At 56.6% G+C, this 16,421-nt stretch carries 9 protein-coding genes; 3 read left to right on the top strand and 6 right to left on the bottom strand.

Annotated elements, in window-relative coordinates; genetic code table 11:
- Window positions 1–246: 246 nt before the first annotated feature.
- The 3 genes from AC01ZF_RS16780 to AC01ZF_RS16770 are packed head-to-tail and all read right to left on the bottom strand — an operon-like array spanning window position 247 to window position 6,622.
- A complete protein-coding gene (locus AC01ZF_RS16780; protein ID WP_428112314.1) occupies window positions 247–4,245 on the bottom strand; it encodes a GAF domain-containing protein in 3,999 nt (1,332 codons plus the stop codon).
- A 16-nt stretch (window positions 4,246–4,261) separates the two neighbouring features.
- Window positions 4,262–5,230: a CAF17-like 4Fe-4S cluster assembly/insertion protein YgfZ gene (gene ygfZ, locus AC01ZF_RS16775; protein ID WP_428131345.1), complete on the bottom strand. Its 969-nt coding sequence runs from the start codon at window positions 5,228–5,230 to the stop codon at window positions 4,262–4,264.
- Window positions 5,231–5,281: 51 nt separating this feature from the next.
- Window positions 5,282–6,622 (bottom strand): cytochrome P450, encoded by a 1,341-nt coding sequence (locus tag AC01ZF_RS16770; protein ID WP_424676638.1) that lies wholly within the window; start codon window positions 6,620–6,622, stop codon window positions 5,282–5,284.
- 176 nt (window positions 6,623–6,798) lie between these two features.
- Between AC01ZF_RS16770 and AC01ZF_RS16765 the strand changes: the two genes are divergently transcribed.
- From AC01ZF_RS16765 to AC01ZF_RS16755, 3 genes are all read left to right on the top strand, one after another.
- Window positions 6,799–10,458: an SDR family NAD(P)-dependent oxidoreductase gene (locus tag AC01ZF_RS16765; RefSeq protein ID WP_476575521.1), complete on the top strand. Its 3,660-nt coding sequence runs from the start codon at window positions 6,799–6,801 to the stop codon at window positions 10,456–10,458.
- A 242-nt stretch (window positions 10,459–10,700) separates the two neighbouring features.
- Window positions 10,701–12,095, top strand: coding sequence for a tetratricopeptide repeat protein (locus AC01ZF_RS16760; protein WP_424676640.1), 1,395 nt, complete (start codon window positions 10,701–10,703; stop codon window positions 12,093–12,095).
- Between the two features lie 34 nt (window positions 12,096–12,129).
- Window positions 12,130–13,251 (top strand): tetratricopeptide repeat-containing protein, encoded by a 1,122-nt coding sequence (locus AC01ZF_RS16755; protein ID WP_424676641.1) that lies wholly within the window; start codon window positions 12,130–12,132, stop codon window positions 13,249–13,251.
- On the opposite strand, the gene AC01ZF_RS16750 is transcribed toward AC01ZF_RS16755, so the two are convergent.
- The 3 genes from AC01ZF_RS16750 to cobU are packed head-to-tail and all read right to left on the bottom strand — an operon-like array spanning window position 13,240 to window position 16,382.
- Complete coding sequence (locus AC01ZF_RS16750) at window positions 13,240–14,715, bottom strand: cobyric acid synthase (RefSeq protein WP_424676642.1); 1,476 nt, start codon at window positions 14,713–14,715, stop codon at window positions 13,240–13,242. The genes AC01ZF_RS16755 and AC01ZF_RS16750 overlap by 12 nt on opposite strands.
- Before the next feature lie 36 nt (window positions 14,716–14,751).
- Complete coding sequence (locus AC01ZF_RS16745) at window positions 14,752–15,849, bottom strand: pyridoxal phosphate-dependent aminotransferase (protein ID WP_424676643.1); 1,098 nt, start codon at window positions 15,847–15,849, stop codon at window positions 14,752–14,754.
- Window positions 15,828–16,382 (bottom strand): bifunctional adenosylcobinamide kinase/adenosylcobinamide-phosphate guanylyltransferase, encoded by a 555-nt coding sequence (gene cobU / locus AC01ZF_RS16740; protein ID WP_424676644.1) that lies wholly within the window; start codon window positions 16,380–16,382, stop codon window positions 15,828–15,830. The genes AC01ZF_RS16745 and cobU overlap by 22 nt, the downstream gene beginning before the upstream one ends.
- Window positions 16,383–16,421: the final 39 nt, after the last annotated feature.

The following is a 16,421-nucleotide window of genomic DNA, read 5'->3' as shown; positions in this document are numbered from 1 at the left end:
CCCCAAAAACGCAAAGGCGCGAAGCTGCATAGCGAGTCGGGACCGCGCCCCCAAAAACGCAAAGGCGCGAAGCTGCATAGCGAGTCGGGACCGCGCCCCCAAAAACGCAAAGGCGCGAAGCTGCATAGCGAGTCGGGACCGCGCCCCCAAAAACGCAAAGGCGCGAAGCTGCAAAGGGCCGGTCGTCGGACAGGGCAACAATACGCGCACGTTTCCTGTACTTATAACCTTTTCCATGATGCGATATTATGCACCACTGTGCATGTTCGTTTCAGGCTCCATATGCACAATCACGATCGTCATATCATCGTGAACCGAACAGCCTTCGCTAAACGATCGCACTTCAGCCAGCAACCGTTCAAGCAATGCTTCGGGAGGCAAATGACCCCAATGGCGAACCAAACGTTCGAGCCGGTCAAAACCGAACAGCTCATGTTGCCGATTCTGGGCTTCGACCACCCCATCGGTGTAGAACACCAACGTATCACCGGAGCATAATTCGAGTTCGATCTGATTGTAACGGGCATCACGCTGCATACCGAGCGGCAGCGCCCCGGCAGTTTCTAGAAAGCTGGTGCGCCCATCACTATGACGTAGCAACGGCGCCAATTGACCGGCATTAGACAAAATCAACCGATGCTCTATTGGATCGATCAAAGCATAGCCAAGAGCGACAAAGGTATTCCGTGGCACATCCTCAACCAACCAGCGGTTAGTCTCGGCCATCATCAAACGAGGAAGCTCGTGATTACGCGCCTCGGAGCGGGCAGTTGAACGCGCCACGGCCATCAACATCGCCGCCGGCAACGACTTCCCGCTCACATCACCGATGATTATCCCAATTCGCGAGCCAAGGTCGATCACATCGTAGAAATCGCCACCGGTTTCACGGGCGGGTAAACAACGTGCTGCAATCGACACTCCCGAACAGCTCGGTAGCGTGCGCGGGAAGAGGTTTGATTGTATCTGGCGTGCAATTGCGAGTTCTTGCTCAACCCGTGCCACCGACTCTTGGTAAAGCTGAGCATTTTCGATAGCGATGGCGGCATGGTTGGCAAACGTCTGCGCCACCTCAAGATCACGTGCATTGAATGCATTCCGGCGGTACGAGTCGATATTGAGTACGCCGAGCACGCGGCCTTTGGAAATCAGGGGGACACCGAGCCACGTCAAAATCCGGTCGCCCATATCACCTTTCGGCCAAATCGTACCGTTAGGTGGAGCAACCAACAAGATCGGCTTGCGTTGGCGAACGACGTTACCGGCGCCACTCGCTGCAACCGGCAAGGTACGCCCAAGCGGCACACTATCGGCCGGCCAGCCACTCGCTGCGGCAATCCGCAAGACCGAACCATCGACCAACATAATCGTTGCCGTATCATAGTTGATCAGCTTACGCAATTCGGCCAGCACAAGCGGCAAAACTTCGTGCGGATCAAAGCTCGAACTCAGCACCCGGGCCACTTCGCGCAACGTCTCGGCAGTTCGGCGTTGTTCTTGCTCGGCGGCAAAGAGCATCGCATTTGCATAGGCTGTCGCCACCGATGTTGCAACGGTCATCATCAATTCCAACTCGTCCTCAGTATAGGAACGAGGTTCACCAAAACTATCAAACGAGATCGAGCCAAACACCTGATCACGACTGATCAGTGGCACGATGACCAGCGAACGTATTCCTATTGACTGCCAGTATTCACGTAACGTTGTGGCGCGAGGATCGGTAGCAATATCGTGGATCACCTGTGGATGGCGCGTGGTTTGTAATGCGTTAACCAGCGGATTGCCACGGAGAGGAATCTTAGTATCCAGTATCCCAATCTGCGGATATTCAGCGGCCACCACACCGGTTTCATTATCCTGGAACAACACCAGACCGGTATGATCGGCCCAGAATAACTGCACCAATTCACGAGTAGCGATTTCAAGAATCGCCTGTTGATCAAGGCGGGTAGCGAGTAAGCTGGCGATACGGTTAACCAACGCCATCCGGGCCGCCTGTCGCTCGGCAGCAATCGCGTGTGCTTGCGCCTCCTTGAACAGCCACGCATTCTCTTTGGCCTGTCGTTCGCGTTCTTCAAACAGACGCACCTTCTGCACTGCCAAGCTGAGGAGACTGGCAATTTGGGCAAGGAAATCGACCGTGCCATCATCGTAGCGGTACGGCCGTTCATCTTGCAGCGCCAGTACGCCGATGGCAACCTCGTTCTGGGCTAACAACGGCACTCCAACCCACGAACGCATGAGGTGGGATGAACCTATCGGATACGGTTGGATGCCTAACGCTTCGATCCGATCACGTTCGACACTCAGATCATCGAAACGTAATGAACGACGTTGGATCAGGAGCCAATCGGTGAGGGAGCGAGAAGGTATCGGGCGACCCATCAACTCGGCCCCAAATTGATGGTGATGCTCAACAAAAACGGCATACTGCACCACGCGCGTGTCTGGGTCACACAGCAACAGATAAAAGACAGAAGCCTCCGTCAAATCGACCACGATGCGCCGGACTTCGTGAAAAATGCGGTCAAGATCATACGACGCCGCCACCAGCGTCCCGATTTGATTAATCGCCTGCAACTCGGCAATCTGGCGTGTGCGTTGAACTTGCAAGGTAACATTTTGCACGTGCAACGCCAACTGCGCAGCCACATTACCGAGAAACTCCATATCACGGAGCGTAAATGCGTATGGCCGGTAACTCTGGACGGAGACAACCCCGATCGGGCGACCATCGCGATCGAGTAACGGCCAACCAATCCACGATTGCGCCATCCGATCGACGCCGATGATCACCCCTTCAACATCAGGCAATGTTGTAATTTCAGAGGGCAAATTATTGAGAAAAATCGGCTGACACTCACGCAGAATCCAGGCGGTCAGTGAACGGGGTGGTGGTGGTTGACTAATCCAGTATCGGTAGACATTTCCCTCATCGAGCGTAATCCCATCGCTGATCAAATGGCGCACTGGATCATAAATCACCATCGAAAACACATCAAGAGCCATACAGGCGCTTAACTCGGTTGCAGCCCGTTGCAACAACTCGTGAGCAGTTTGGGTCGTCGAAGCGGCGAGGCTGATCTCGCGCATCGCGCGCAATTCGGAAATTTGTCGTTCACGCTCTTCAGTTAAACGGCTGTGTTCGATCAGAATGGCGATTTGATTCGCGACTGCCTGCGCCAGCACCAATTCGTGAGGGGCTAATTCACGTGGGCTAAAACCAAACAGGCTTAATGTACCCAATACTCGCCGGCCAACGACCAACGGTAAGTTAATCGTCGACTCGAAGCGTGGGAAGAGGTGTAATGGAAATTGTGCCGGATCGTAGCGCGCATACCACTCGCGCTCGATAATCCGGGGTTGGACGTTGGTAATCACCTCACGGAGCGGACTTATCTCGATTGGCACCTGGTACGTTTGCTCAACATACTCCTCAGTAAAACCCTGTTGGGCGCGCAATACTAAAAGAGTACCGGTTTCATCGAGTAATCGCACATTACCGGCATCAAAGTGCAGCGTTGTCAGCGCAATTGATAACGACTCATTGAGCACCTCATCGAGTGGACGGGGATCAACCAACGTTGCAGCCAATCGGCTAAGCGAGGCCAACTCCTCACTCCGAGCGGCCAGTTGCTCGGCCAATTCACGGCTGAGCCGATCCTGCTCGGCGTTGAGAACGACATTTTCAAGCGCCAACGCAATGACATTAGCCACCCGCTGTAACAGATCGACAGTCTCTTGATTGTAGCGATAAGGTTCGTAGCTCTGGAGGGAAATCACCCCGATAACCGCCTCACTGATCATCAGCGGCACTCCAACCCACGAACGCGAGAGTTTCGTAACATTGCCAAAGGGGACTGTCGGCAATGTTGTATCACGCTCGACAACCAGATCGCCGAAGAGGATCGGCTCGCGCCGACGCACAATGAGACCGGTCAGATAGCCATATTCACGGTTTTCAAGAAATTCGACAAGCCCCTCATCATACAAGAGCGCCGCCCTAAACCGTTCGGGCTGTTCATCACACAGGGCGAGGTAACAGGAATCAAACTCAAACACGTTGTGTAACTCATGCACAATGGTCTCGAACATGACGCGCAGCGACGGATGGTCACGTGCAACCAAGCCGATTGCATACAACGTGGTCAAAATCCGCTGATCACGCTCTTGTTGGCGGCGCAACAGATCGCGTTGGCGTTCGAGTTCGTTGATCAATTGGCGGCCAGGCTCATTACGGCTCATGTGGTCAATTTCCTACCTACTCAGCGGTAAAGGGCAACCGGCACACTTTTGCTACCTGATCGGCAACCAGCACCGTCGTACCAGCATCAGCGTAACCACTACGCACATACGCCAACCCGATCACGCCATATCGCGGCGAGTGGGCAGCACTGGTGAGCACACCAACCTCTTTACCGTCAGCCATGAGCGGAGCAGGTACGATTGGCGGCAGTGCCATCAATCGCAACCCGCGCAACTGCTTAGCAATCCGACCTCGGCTTTCCATACGTGCAATAATCTCTTGGCCGACGTAGCAACCCTTCTGAAAACTCACCGCATGCCACAGATCGGCCTCGAGCGGAATGTAGTCGAGGGTGATTTCATGCCCAAAGCGCGGATACCCATGTTCGATACGCACTAACTCAGCGGTCTCAGCATTAAGTGGCATAGCACCAGCAGCAACTAGCGCAGCCAGCAACGCCTCGGTTTGGGCTACCGGCGGATAAAGGGTATAGCCATCACCACCGAGCGGCTCACAACGGGCGATCAATACCGGCGTCTCTTCCCACTGCGCAGCAACGATTCCATAGCGTTCCGCGACCATCGGTAAACCAAGAGCTTGCACAGCCTCACCGGCCTGCGGCCCATAGATACCGATCTGACCCAATTCACTACCGGCATCTGCAACGGTGACCTGGTCGTTAAAAAAGATATTTTTACGCAAATGGCGCAAGATTGGCCCGCCATGACGCAGTCCCGTTTCCAGCAAGAGTGCGTCGGGAAGGGCGTACACCCGCAGTAGGTCGATCATGCGACCGATTGGCGTGGTGAGTACCGTCAATGTTCCCTGCCCGGGTTGCAGTCGCTCAATATGGTTCGTCGAGAGGCGATGTAACAGCGACGCCCGATCACGACCTCGCATCCAGAGTCGCCCCCGGTCAGACTCATCAATAGTAGCAGCGGTGGTATACACCGCTTCATAGTCATGTGCGACAACACTATTCATAGGTTAGCAATCAGCTATCCAGGAATCGCATAACGACAAGTACGTTCAATATTACATTGTAGCACGGTCATTACACGATGATAACCGCAAACGAATCCCATAACGCGGACGAAGAGTTATCCCCGTCTGCAAAACGACCGGATGCTCAGGCACAAGATCAAACCGCCAGCGTCGAGCCAGTGTTGCCAGGACCAACACCCCTTCCATCCATGCAAACGGTTCACCGATGCAATTCCGCGGACCACCACCAAAGGGAAAGAAGGCGAATTTTGGTCGTGCCGCTTGGGCTTCAGGCGTGTGACGTAACGGATCACAGCGATAGGGATCGGGGAAGAAGCGCGGGTCATGATGCATCAACCACGGACTCATCAGCACAATGGTCTGAGGCTGCACCCGCATATCGCCAATCGTCACCGGTGCGATAGCGCGCCGTCCGATCAACCACGCCGGTGGATAGAGACGCAGCGCCTCGGCAAACAGCCATTCGGTATAGCGGAGGGCCGGCAGATCGGCAACCGTGGGATCGCGATTACCGAGCACAGTCGTCAACTCGGCCTTCAGCCGTGCTGCAATCGGTGGATGGAGGGCAAGCAGATACAAAGCCCACGTTAAGGCATTGGCGGTCGTCTCATGACCGGCTAAAAAGAGGGTAAGCACCTCATCACGTAGTTGTGTATCGGTCATTCGATACCCACCACGTTCATGATCGACGGCCAACAGTAACATCGAGAGGAGATCGCCGTGATCAACCGGATTGGCTCGACGTTGGGCGATAATCCGGTAGATGATGGTATCAAGCCGAGTTTTTGCCGTTTGAAAGCGACGCACCGGCGGTAACGGCAGAGCCAGCAGCCAATCGGCAAACGGCAAGACGGCTAGATCGAACATCGCCACCAGATCATGCATTGCGGCAAAGACCTCATCGGCATCGGATTCCGTCTCTACGGCGAAGAGAGTAGCACCGACAACACGCAACGTAATCGCCATGAGTTCGCGATTCACATCAAGCACGGCGCCGTCGGTCCAGCGTGCGCTCCGATCGGCGGCAGATGCCACCATTGTCTCGCCATAAGCGGCAATCCGTTGCCGATGGAAGGCCGGTTGAATCAACCGGCGGTGGCGCAAATGCACCTCCCCTTCGCTCGTGAGCAAACCCTCGCCCAGTAACCGTTTTGCCCGTTCCAGCACACGGCCTTTCACAAAGGCACGATTGTGGGTCACCAATACGTCACGGATAAATGACGGATGGTTGACTAACAGCATCTCTTGCGGGCCGGCACGAAACGGAACCAGATCACCACGATCCGCCAATTCGGCCAGTAGCGTCAGAGGATCGCGGCGCAATCGTTGCAAATTGCGAAGCGCAGCCGACGAAAACAGACGCTGCATCATAACCTCCCTGGTAAGCCTGGAGACTTATGCATCATACCACGCTTGACCGTGCAAAGGTTAGGCAGAACGAAGGAACAGTGTGTGAAATTTAGAACAAGAGCATGGTATACTATAACTATCGTAACGTAACAGGCGTAATGTTAAGACAGCGCCAACCACTGGCGATGGGGGAGCGCATGAGCGTAACAGGGCGATTAGCAGGAAAGATTGCGCTAATTACCGGCGGTGCAGGGAACATCGGAAGTGAAATGACCCGTCGCTTTCTCGCCGAGGGTGCCACCGTGATCATCAGCGGACGGAACAGCGCCAAACTGGCGACGTTGGCCGAACGGCTACGGAGCGAAGCGGGTGTACCGGCAAAACGGATCGATCTTGAAGTGATGGATGGGAGTGATCCGGCGGCAGTGCGCGCCGGCGTTGAAGCGATCATTGGTCGGCATGGGCACATTGACATTCTGGTTAATAATGCAGGGAGTACCGGCGCCCAACGACGATTGGCCGAGATACCTCTAAACGAAACCGACTGTGACCTCGATGATGAAGAGGCGTTGAGTACAAGTGTCGCGAATCTCCTGGGCATGGCGTGGCATCTGATGCGAATTCTCTCCCCTCATATGCCGCCCGGTAGCGCGATTATTAACATTTCGACTATCTTTTCGCGGGCTGAATATTATGGTCGTATTCCGTATGTTGTCCCGAAAGCAGCCCTCAATACGCTTACCCAACTTGCAGCGCGTGAGCTTGGTACTCGGGGCATCCGCGTCAATACGATCTTCCCCGGCCCAATCGAGAGTGAACGGATTCAGACCGTCTTTCAACGCATGGACCAGCTCAAAGGCCGGCCAGAAGGTGATACGGCTACCCAGTTCCTCGCCACGATGCGGTTGTATCGCGCCAACGATCAAGGCCAGCTCGAACGCCGCTTCCCTACCATCTGTGACGTAGCCGATGCAGCAGTCTTTCTGGCCAGTGATGAAACAGCGGCCCTGACCGGTGAGACGATAGAGGTGACACACGGCATGGAATTGCCGGCCAGCAGTGAAACGAGTCTGCTCGCCCGCACCGACCTTCGCACCATCGACGCAAATGGCCGCACGACGCTAATCTGTGCCGGCGATCAGATCGAAGAAGTGATGGCCCTCACCGGTATGCTCCGCACATGTGGGAGTGAAGTGATTATCGGCTTTCGTTCGGAAGCGGCACTCGCCCAATTCGAGCAGGCGATCGGTGAGAGTCGGCGCCTGGCCGGCGAGTCGTTTATACCGCCAATTGCCCTTCCAATCGACCCACGTAATCCGAGCACGATCGATGCCCTCTTCGACTGGGCCGGCGAGAATACCGGAGGTATCCACGCTGCGGTTATCCTTCCGGCGTCGGGGCACGAACCGGCCACGCAGGTTATCGATATTGACGACGCCCATGTGCAAGCGTTTTTGAACGACGAGATCGTTGGTTCGATTATCATTGCAAGCCGACTGGCACGGTATTGGCAAGCCCAGCGGATCGCACCGGGAGCGCGGGCACGCGAGCCGCGTGTCATCTTTCTCTCGAATGGCGCCGGCACCGCTGGCAACCCTTACGGACGGATTCAGAGTGCCGCTATCGAACAGTTGATCCGTGTCTGGCGCCATGAGGCTGCCCTTGACTATGAGCGTGCAACAGCAGCCGGTGAACGGGTGTTGCCTGCGGTATGGGCCAGCCAGATTGTGCGTTTTACGAACCGTAGCCTCGAAGGGTTGGAGTTTGCCTGTGCGTGGACAGCACAGCTCTTGCATAGCCAGCGTCGGATCAACGAGATTACCCTGACCATACCGGCCGACATTAGTGCAACGACCGGTGCCCGCAGTGCCTCGGTCGGTTGGGCCGAAAGCCTCATCGGCTTGCATTTAGGCAAAGTGGCGCTGATCACCGGCGGTAGTGCCGGCATTGGCGGGCAAATCGGTCGCTTGCTCGCCCTTAGCGGGGCGCGTGTGATGCTTGCTGCACGCGACCGACACAAGCTCGAACAGATGCAAGCGATGATTCGGGCCGAATTGGCCGAGGTCGGCTACACCGACGTGGAGGAGCGGGTACAGATTGCGCCAGGCTGTGATGTCAGCAGTGAAGCACAGCTCATTGATCTGGTAGAACGAACACTCGCTGCGTTCGGCACGGTCGATTACCTGATCAACAACGCTGGTATCGCTGGGGTCGAAGAGATGGTGATCGACATGCCAGTTGAGGGCTGGCGGAATACTCTCTACGCCAATCTGATCAGCAACTACTCGCTGATGCGCAAACTGGCGCCACTCATGAAGAAGCAGGGGAGTGGCTATGTTCTCAACGTCTCGTCGTATTTTGGCGGCGAGAAAGATGCAGCAATTCCCTACCCGAACCGCGCCGACTACGCTGTCTCCAAGGCCGGTCAGCGAGCGATGGCTGAGGTATTTGCCCGCTTCCTTGGCCCCGAGATTCAGATCAACGCTATTGCGCCGGGTCCGGTTGAGGGTGATCGGTTACGCGGTACCGGCGAGCGACCTGGGCTATTCGCACGACGGGCACGGCTGATCTTGGAGAACAAGCGACTCAATGAGCTGCACGCTGCCCTGATTACGGCAGCCCGCACCGACAGCCGTCCAATGCGTGAGCTGGTTGAATTGCTCTTATCCAATGATGTTACCACGCTTGCCCAACATCCGACAGCCCCTGACGTATTGCGAACATTGGCAAAGCGATTCCACAGTGAGGGCGACCCAGCAGCTTCTTCGAGCAGCTTCTTGCTCAACCGCTCAATCGCGGCTAAGCTACTGGCTCGGCTGATCAACGGTGGGTACGATCTACCGGCTGACATCTTTGCGAACCTGCCAGTACCACCCGATCCCTTTTTCACCCGTGCGCAAATCGACCGTGAGGCGCGGAAGGTCCGCGACGGCATTATGGGGATGCTGTACCTACAGCGTATGCCGACCGAGTTTGACGTGGCGATGGCGACCGTCTACTACCTCGCCGACCGCAACGTCAGCGGTGAAACCTTCCACCCATCGGGCGGCCTGCGCTACGAACGCACTCCTACCGGTGGCGAACTGTTCGGATTACCGGCGCCAGAACGGCTGGCCGAACTGGTGGGGAGCACCGTCTATCTGATCGGTGAACATCTCACCGAGCATCTCAACTTATTGGCGCGTGCCTATCTGGAGCGGTACGGTGCGCGACAGGTTGTGATGATCGTCGAAACGGAAGCCGGCGCCGAGAAGATGCGTCATCTTTTGCACGATCACGTTGAGGCCGGTCGTTTACCGATCATCGTTGCCGGTGACCAGATCGAAGCAGCCATTGACCAAGCCATTGCCAACTATGGCCGACCAGGTCCGGTGGTTTGCACTCCCTTCCGGCCACTACCAAGCGCACCGTTGGTTGGACGTAAGGACAGCGACTGGAGTACGGTGCTTAGTGAAGCAGAGTTTGCCGAATTGTGCGAACATCAACTAACGCACCATTTCCGTGTCGCCCGCAAGATTGCACTGAGCGACGGAGCGAGCTTGGCGTTGGTCACACCCGAAACGACGGCGACATCGAGCACCGAACAATTTGCCCTGGCCAATTTCGTGAAGACAACGCTCCATGCATTTACGGCTACGATTGGAGTGGAAAGTGAACGTACCGCGCAGCGGATTCTGATCAATCAGGTTGATTTGACCCGGCGTGCCCGCGCCGAAGAACCACGTGATCCGCGTGAGCGCCAGCAAGAGTTGGAACGCTTTATCGAGGCTGTCTTGTTGGTCACTGCCCCGTTGCCGCCAGAAGCTGATACGCGCTACGCCGGACGGATCCATCGTGGGCGGGCAATTACGGTCTAGATCATTCATTGTGTGAGCTTGGCCTTAGAGAGTCGCACGTTGTGCGACTCTCTGAGTTTCAGTTATGAGATTTGAAAAAAACTATTTGCACTTTTGCAAGTCATGGGTAGTATCTAGCGCGTATGAGTGCGTCAGATCCTGTGAAAAGTGTTGACCATTACAAATATCCATGCTAGAATAGGCGCGATTACCGCACAATTCTGATTGCTGCCTTCAGGCGGGAATAAAAGGAAGGACAGGTCATGGCGGATCCCGAAAGCATCTTGCAGCTTGGCGTTGAAGCCGCACGAAAAGGGGAGAGGGACGAAGCACGCAAGCTCTTCCGCCTGCTGACCCGCGAGCATCCCGATCATGTTCAAGGATGGCTCTGGCTGGCCGGTGTTGCAGAAGATCGTGAAGAGCGGCAGGCCGCGCTTGAGCAGGTGTTGCGTCTTGATCCGAACAACGAGATGGCAAAGAAAGGATTACAGGCCCTCGGAGTGCCACTCCCTCAAACAGCGCCAACACCGCCACCAACGTCTCCTCCGGTTACACGACCGCCGGCACCCGAAATTGATGAGGATGATCCATTTGCCGCCCTCGATGAGTTATCAGAGGTTATGGCTGCCGATTCAGGCCCGGTGCGGCGCGATCCCACCGTTCCCCGTCCAGAAGCAACCCTTGGCAGTGAACCGACGAGCAAGCAACCAGCAGGCGAGCGAGCACCAACAGCATCTGCATCACGTCCTTCACGTTCGAGTGAGCCACCATCACGACCAAGCAGCCGCCCCAGCACTAGTTGGGCGCGTGGCAGTGGTAAGCCGGCGGCCAATCCGCCCCGCCGTAGTGGTGGCTTTAGCCTGGGCAATCTTTTCCGGCGATCTGGCCCACCCAAGCCGAACAATACCGATCTTGAGGCAGAGACAGTACCGGCGAAGAAGGGTGTAACGCCGCTCACGGTGATTTTGCTCGCTGTTTTGCTGGTAGCATGTGTAGGACTAGGCTTTTTGTTCCTGGCACAGCGCAACCGTACCGCCAGTACACCATCTACCCAGGCGACCAGCCAAGCGGCAACGAGCGCTGCCGCCACCGCCGAGTCTGCACTGGCACCGACAACCCCTCCGGTTACGGAACCGACGGCCGTACCGAGTGAGGAGCCTACGCCTGAGGCAACTGTCGAACCAACGCCAGAACCGGCGCCGCCACCACCGCCGACAATTGATCCGGCCTTAGCAAACCCGACGTTGGTTAACCCCGGTACTGAATTGACCAGCAATGGTTGGGCATACGACTTCAATCAGCCTACCTATGCTGCACCGATTATTGGTCCACTCAATGGCATTACTCCGAACAATGGCCGATTCGTGGTTGTGTTGGCGTTTGTACGGAATACAACCGGGCAAGATCAGCCGGTTCCGCTTGACTTCTTCGTGCTGAAAGATGCGCAGGGTCGAGTGTGGACACCGCGTCTGGATGCGTCAGACGCCTATGTGATCCGGGGGATCAATGCCGACCTGAGCCATAGTGATCCGGTACCCGCCGATGGCTTTGTGCGTAGTGTAGCTATTCTGTTCGATGTCGCCCCCGATGCGACCGATCTGGTCTTCTTTGCCCGTAGCAATCCCAATCAAGGTTGGCTTGTGCTACGGCGAGTTTAAGTGTAAGCTCGCGTTGGCAAGTACGGGAAGTAGGGTGGACAACGAGCAGGTTATCGATATCGAGCAGTGGCTAAGCCGCGGTGCGTTGGCTGCGCACCGCGGTGATCTATTCACCGCACGACGAATTTTTCGTGCGCTTGCCCGCATCGCCCCCTACGACCAACGGGTGTGGATTGGGCTGGCGCGAGTCGCTGCAACCGCTGCTGAGCGCGCTGAAGCGCTGAGTCGGATCGGCCCGTCACCCCGCTCCCCACTCCCTCCAAGCGGAGAGCGAGTGATTGAACCCTCGCATCTCTCACCGATCCTGCTCCGTGGGGAACCAAATAATCAGACGACGGCAATGCCCCTTATCGGTGGGACGGAGAGGAGAGACTCCTCACCGCTGAACCAACTTCTCAATAAGGCGCCGGTGGCGACCTCCGCCGGTGGAGAGATGGCACTACCGCCACCGCTGACTTCAACGCGACGGCACGACCAAACCCAACCACGCCAACGTCGATTGGGATGGAAATTGCCGGCGATGCTCTTACTGATTGCCGGTGGGTTACTGGCAGTTGTGATGTGGCAGCGGCAAAAGCTACCCTTACCACCAGCTCATCAACTCTCTACCACCAATCTGCCACCAACACTGGCGACGATCGGTCCGTTACCGACACCGTTGGCCGGTGGAACGATGGTAACGCCGAACGTGCCAACCCCCTCGCCCCTACCACCGACCTCTACCCCACAACCAACTTCATCGCCAGAACCGGCAATGCAGCCCATTGGTCGCCTAGTGACGTATGATGACTGGCAGTTCGGGTTGCTCCGGCGCGAGGATGTAGTCGCGATTGAGCAGGGAATTGGTGACATTAAACCTACCGGAACGTTGTGGGTAGCACTGATCGCAGTGAGTAATAATACCCTGCTGGAACGAACATTACCCGCCACCGTTTTTATGCTCGAAGATGATGCGGGCCAGCGCTACCGACCAATTGCCGGAGCTTCGAGCCGCTACCTCGATCTGCTTGGGCGGAGCGTATACGGTGATTTGGCGCTTGAAGACCGTTTTGCTCCTTACAGCGGGCTGCGGAGCGTACCGTTACTCTTCGACCTGCCACCCGAACGTGTTCCGATCCGGCTATGGGTGGGTGATGAGGGATGGTCACTCCGTTAATGGGAATAACCGGTCGAGCACCGTCGCACCGAACGCGAGTGCGACGTGATCGGCTAGACGATCGAACGGATCGACCGATCCTGAGACGGCTGTTGTCGGTTGCCAGCCTAACTGTCGGAGCCAGCCGTGCCGGAACTCGTCATTGGTGAAGAGGCCATGGAGATAACATCCCCACACACGACCATCATGGCTCACACAACCATCTTCTTCGAGCACGGTCTGCGCACCACGTTGGATAATGGTCAACAGCGCGGGTGCTGCTCCGATCCGGTGCGTGCGGCCCATATGGATTTCGTAACCGTGCAGTGGTGCTTGCCCTCCCCACGGTACCCGTGCGCGCGCTACCGTTTGCGTTGTCTGCTTTGCCATAACGAAGATGGTTTCGACCGGTAATAAACTCAAACCGACTTCATCACCGCCATTACCTTCTACCGCTAAGGGATCACTAATTCGCTCGCCGAGCAGTTGGTAGCCGCCACAGATACCAACAATGACACCGGGAAAACGACGTAACGCTTCATCAAATCCACGTTCACGCAACCAGCGCCGGGCAGCGAGGGTGTGTTTGGTACCGGGCAGAATTACCGCCGCCGCGCCGGCCAATTGCGCTGGGTGATCAATGTAGCGCACCGTCACCCCCGGCTCGCGGGCCAGCGGGTCGAAGTCGTCGAAATTGGCGATGGCCGGTAAGCGAATGACAGTTATCGTGAGACCTTGCGCCGGGGTCGGTTGGGCTTGCTCGAGTGCCACCGCATCTTCGGCGGGTAGATCAAGATCCTCAATCCATGGCACCACTCCCAGCACCGGCACACCGCCGCGCTCTTCCAATATGCGCACACCATCGACGAACAAGGCCGGATCGCCGCGGAAGCGGTTGACGATCAGACCCTCGATCAAACGGCGTTCAGCCGGTTCGAGCAGCATCAAGGTGCCGAGCAGTTGGGCAAAGATCCCACCGCGATCGATGTCGCCGACCAGCAAGGTGCGGGCTTGGGCATAGACAGCTACCCGCATATTGACCAGATCGCCGGCCTTCAGATTTAGCTCAACCGGACTGCCGGCGCCTTCAGCGATGACCAGATCATACTCGGCACGCAGCGCATCAAGGTTGCGGGTGATCACCGGCCACAGCAGCGCCTTGCGTTGCCAAAAATCGGCGGCAGCAAGGGTTTGCCACGGCTTGCCCTCAACCACGATCTGACTGCGACGCTGGCCTTCAGGCTTGATCAAGATTGGATTCATAGCAACCGTAGGAGCAATACCGGCAGCCGCGGCTTGCACCGCCGTGCTGCGCGCGATCTCGCCGCCATCAGCCGTCACAGCGGCGTTGTTACTCATGTTTTGGGCTTTGAACGGGGCAACACGCAAGCCGCGTCGAGCAGCTAACCGGCAGAGTGCAGCGACTAGCGTGCTCTTGCCAACCGATGAAGCGGTACCGATGACCATTACGACAGGGGCAGGCATGATGGTTCCTCGTGAAACGTTTAACAAACAAGCAGCTTAACCATCACCGGTATGAGCATACTTCGGTATCAGCACCTGCCATGCCGTCAGCAAACGTGCATTTTCTGCCGGACGACGTGGCGCGACCCGTACCCAATCCGGCAAACCAAACGACGTGCAATCACGTACTACACAGCCGTGGGTCAACAATTGTCGGCGGGTGAAGGTTGCATCGGTGCTTTGCACCAGCATGAAGGGCATCTGGGAACGCCACACGTGCAAGCCAAGCCGATGCAAACCGGCGACCAGTTCATCACTCGCGGCCCATAGTTGTGGTAGTGTTGTCGATAAAAATGCGGTATCGGCCATCATCGCCAACGCTGCCGCCTGTGCCGCACTATTGACACTCCACGCAGGTTGAAAGCGGGCAATCGTACTGACTACGTCGGGAGTGGTAATCAGATAGCCGATCCGCAACCCGGCTACGGCATAACTTTTGGTGAGCGAATAGATACGGATCAGACGGGGCACGGCGATGGAGTCAAGCGGATCGCAACCGGTGTAGTCACGGGTCAGCGAGAGATAGGCACGGTCGAGTATCAGCCAACCATCGTAGCGCGCACAGACGTGGGCACATTCGCGGATGGTCGCCGTATCTAATGCCACACCGGTTGGGTTATTGGGCGAGCAGAGCCAGAGCAGACGCGGACGGAAGTGTTCAATAGCCGCGATAAGAACGGTGCGATCAAATTGGAACTGATCGGCGGCAGTACTGCGCACTTCAGCGATTGTCATGCCAACAAGGTGGGCAGCATAGGCGTATTCACCGTAGGTCGGAGCCACCACGAGCGCAGTCGTGCCGGGCTGCCCTATCGCTCGCGCCACGAGATGGATCAGCTCATTAGCACCATTCCCGACCAACACTGCAGCCGGATCACAATGATGCAGGTGCGCCAACTGTTGGCGCAGACGGAGACAGCTCCGGTCGGGATAGGGAGCCGGATTGAGCGCACGCAAGGCGGCCAAGACAGTTGCAGGCGGGCCAAAGGGATTGATATTACTACTGAAATCGATAAGTTGTTCGGCATGCAACCCCAACGTTGCCAGCTCAGCTTCATCGAGCGCACCGTGGACTACAGTTTCGTGCGGTTCCATGCAGCCTCCAATGCGCGCAGCTCGACCGGAATACCGCAGATAACTAGATATACTGCGGTGGCAACAGCGGCGACGCGCTGATTCACCAACCCAAGTAGATCACGGTAACGCCGACCAAGGGGATAGGCCGGCACAATGCCCATCCCAACTTCGTTTGTTACGGCGATTAGTGTCAGATCACGCTGAGGAACGACTGCCAGCAGATCGGTGATCTCCCGTTCAATGGCCGGTTCAGGATGTGATTCGTTCGCCAGCAACAGATTACTCACCAGTAACGATAAGCAATCGAGCAGCACGACCGTTCCCACCGGTAGTTCGGCAATCACGGTCGCGAGATGAGTGGTGGCTTCAATTGTGCGCCACGTCGATGGTCGGCGCTGACGATGGTGTTCAATCCGTAACCGCATTTCATCATCGTCGGCGGTAGCCGTGGCAAGGTACACAACACGTTCGCTGAGCCGAGCGGCGTATTGTTCGGCACAACGGCTTTTGCCACTGCGGGCACCGCCGGTAAAAAGGATAACTGTACTCATCATCCACCTCAATCATGAAGGCACAAAGAGAGCAAAGAC

The sequence above is a fragment of the Chloroflexus sp. genome (assembly GCF_056331925.1).
The sequence above is the reverse complement of the archived record's forward strand: the minus strand, read 5'-3'. Positions and strand labels throughout refer to the sequence as shown.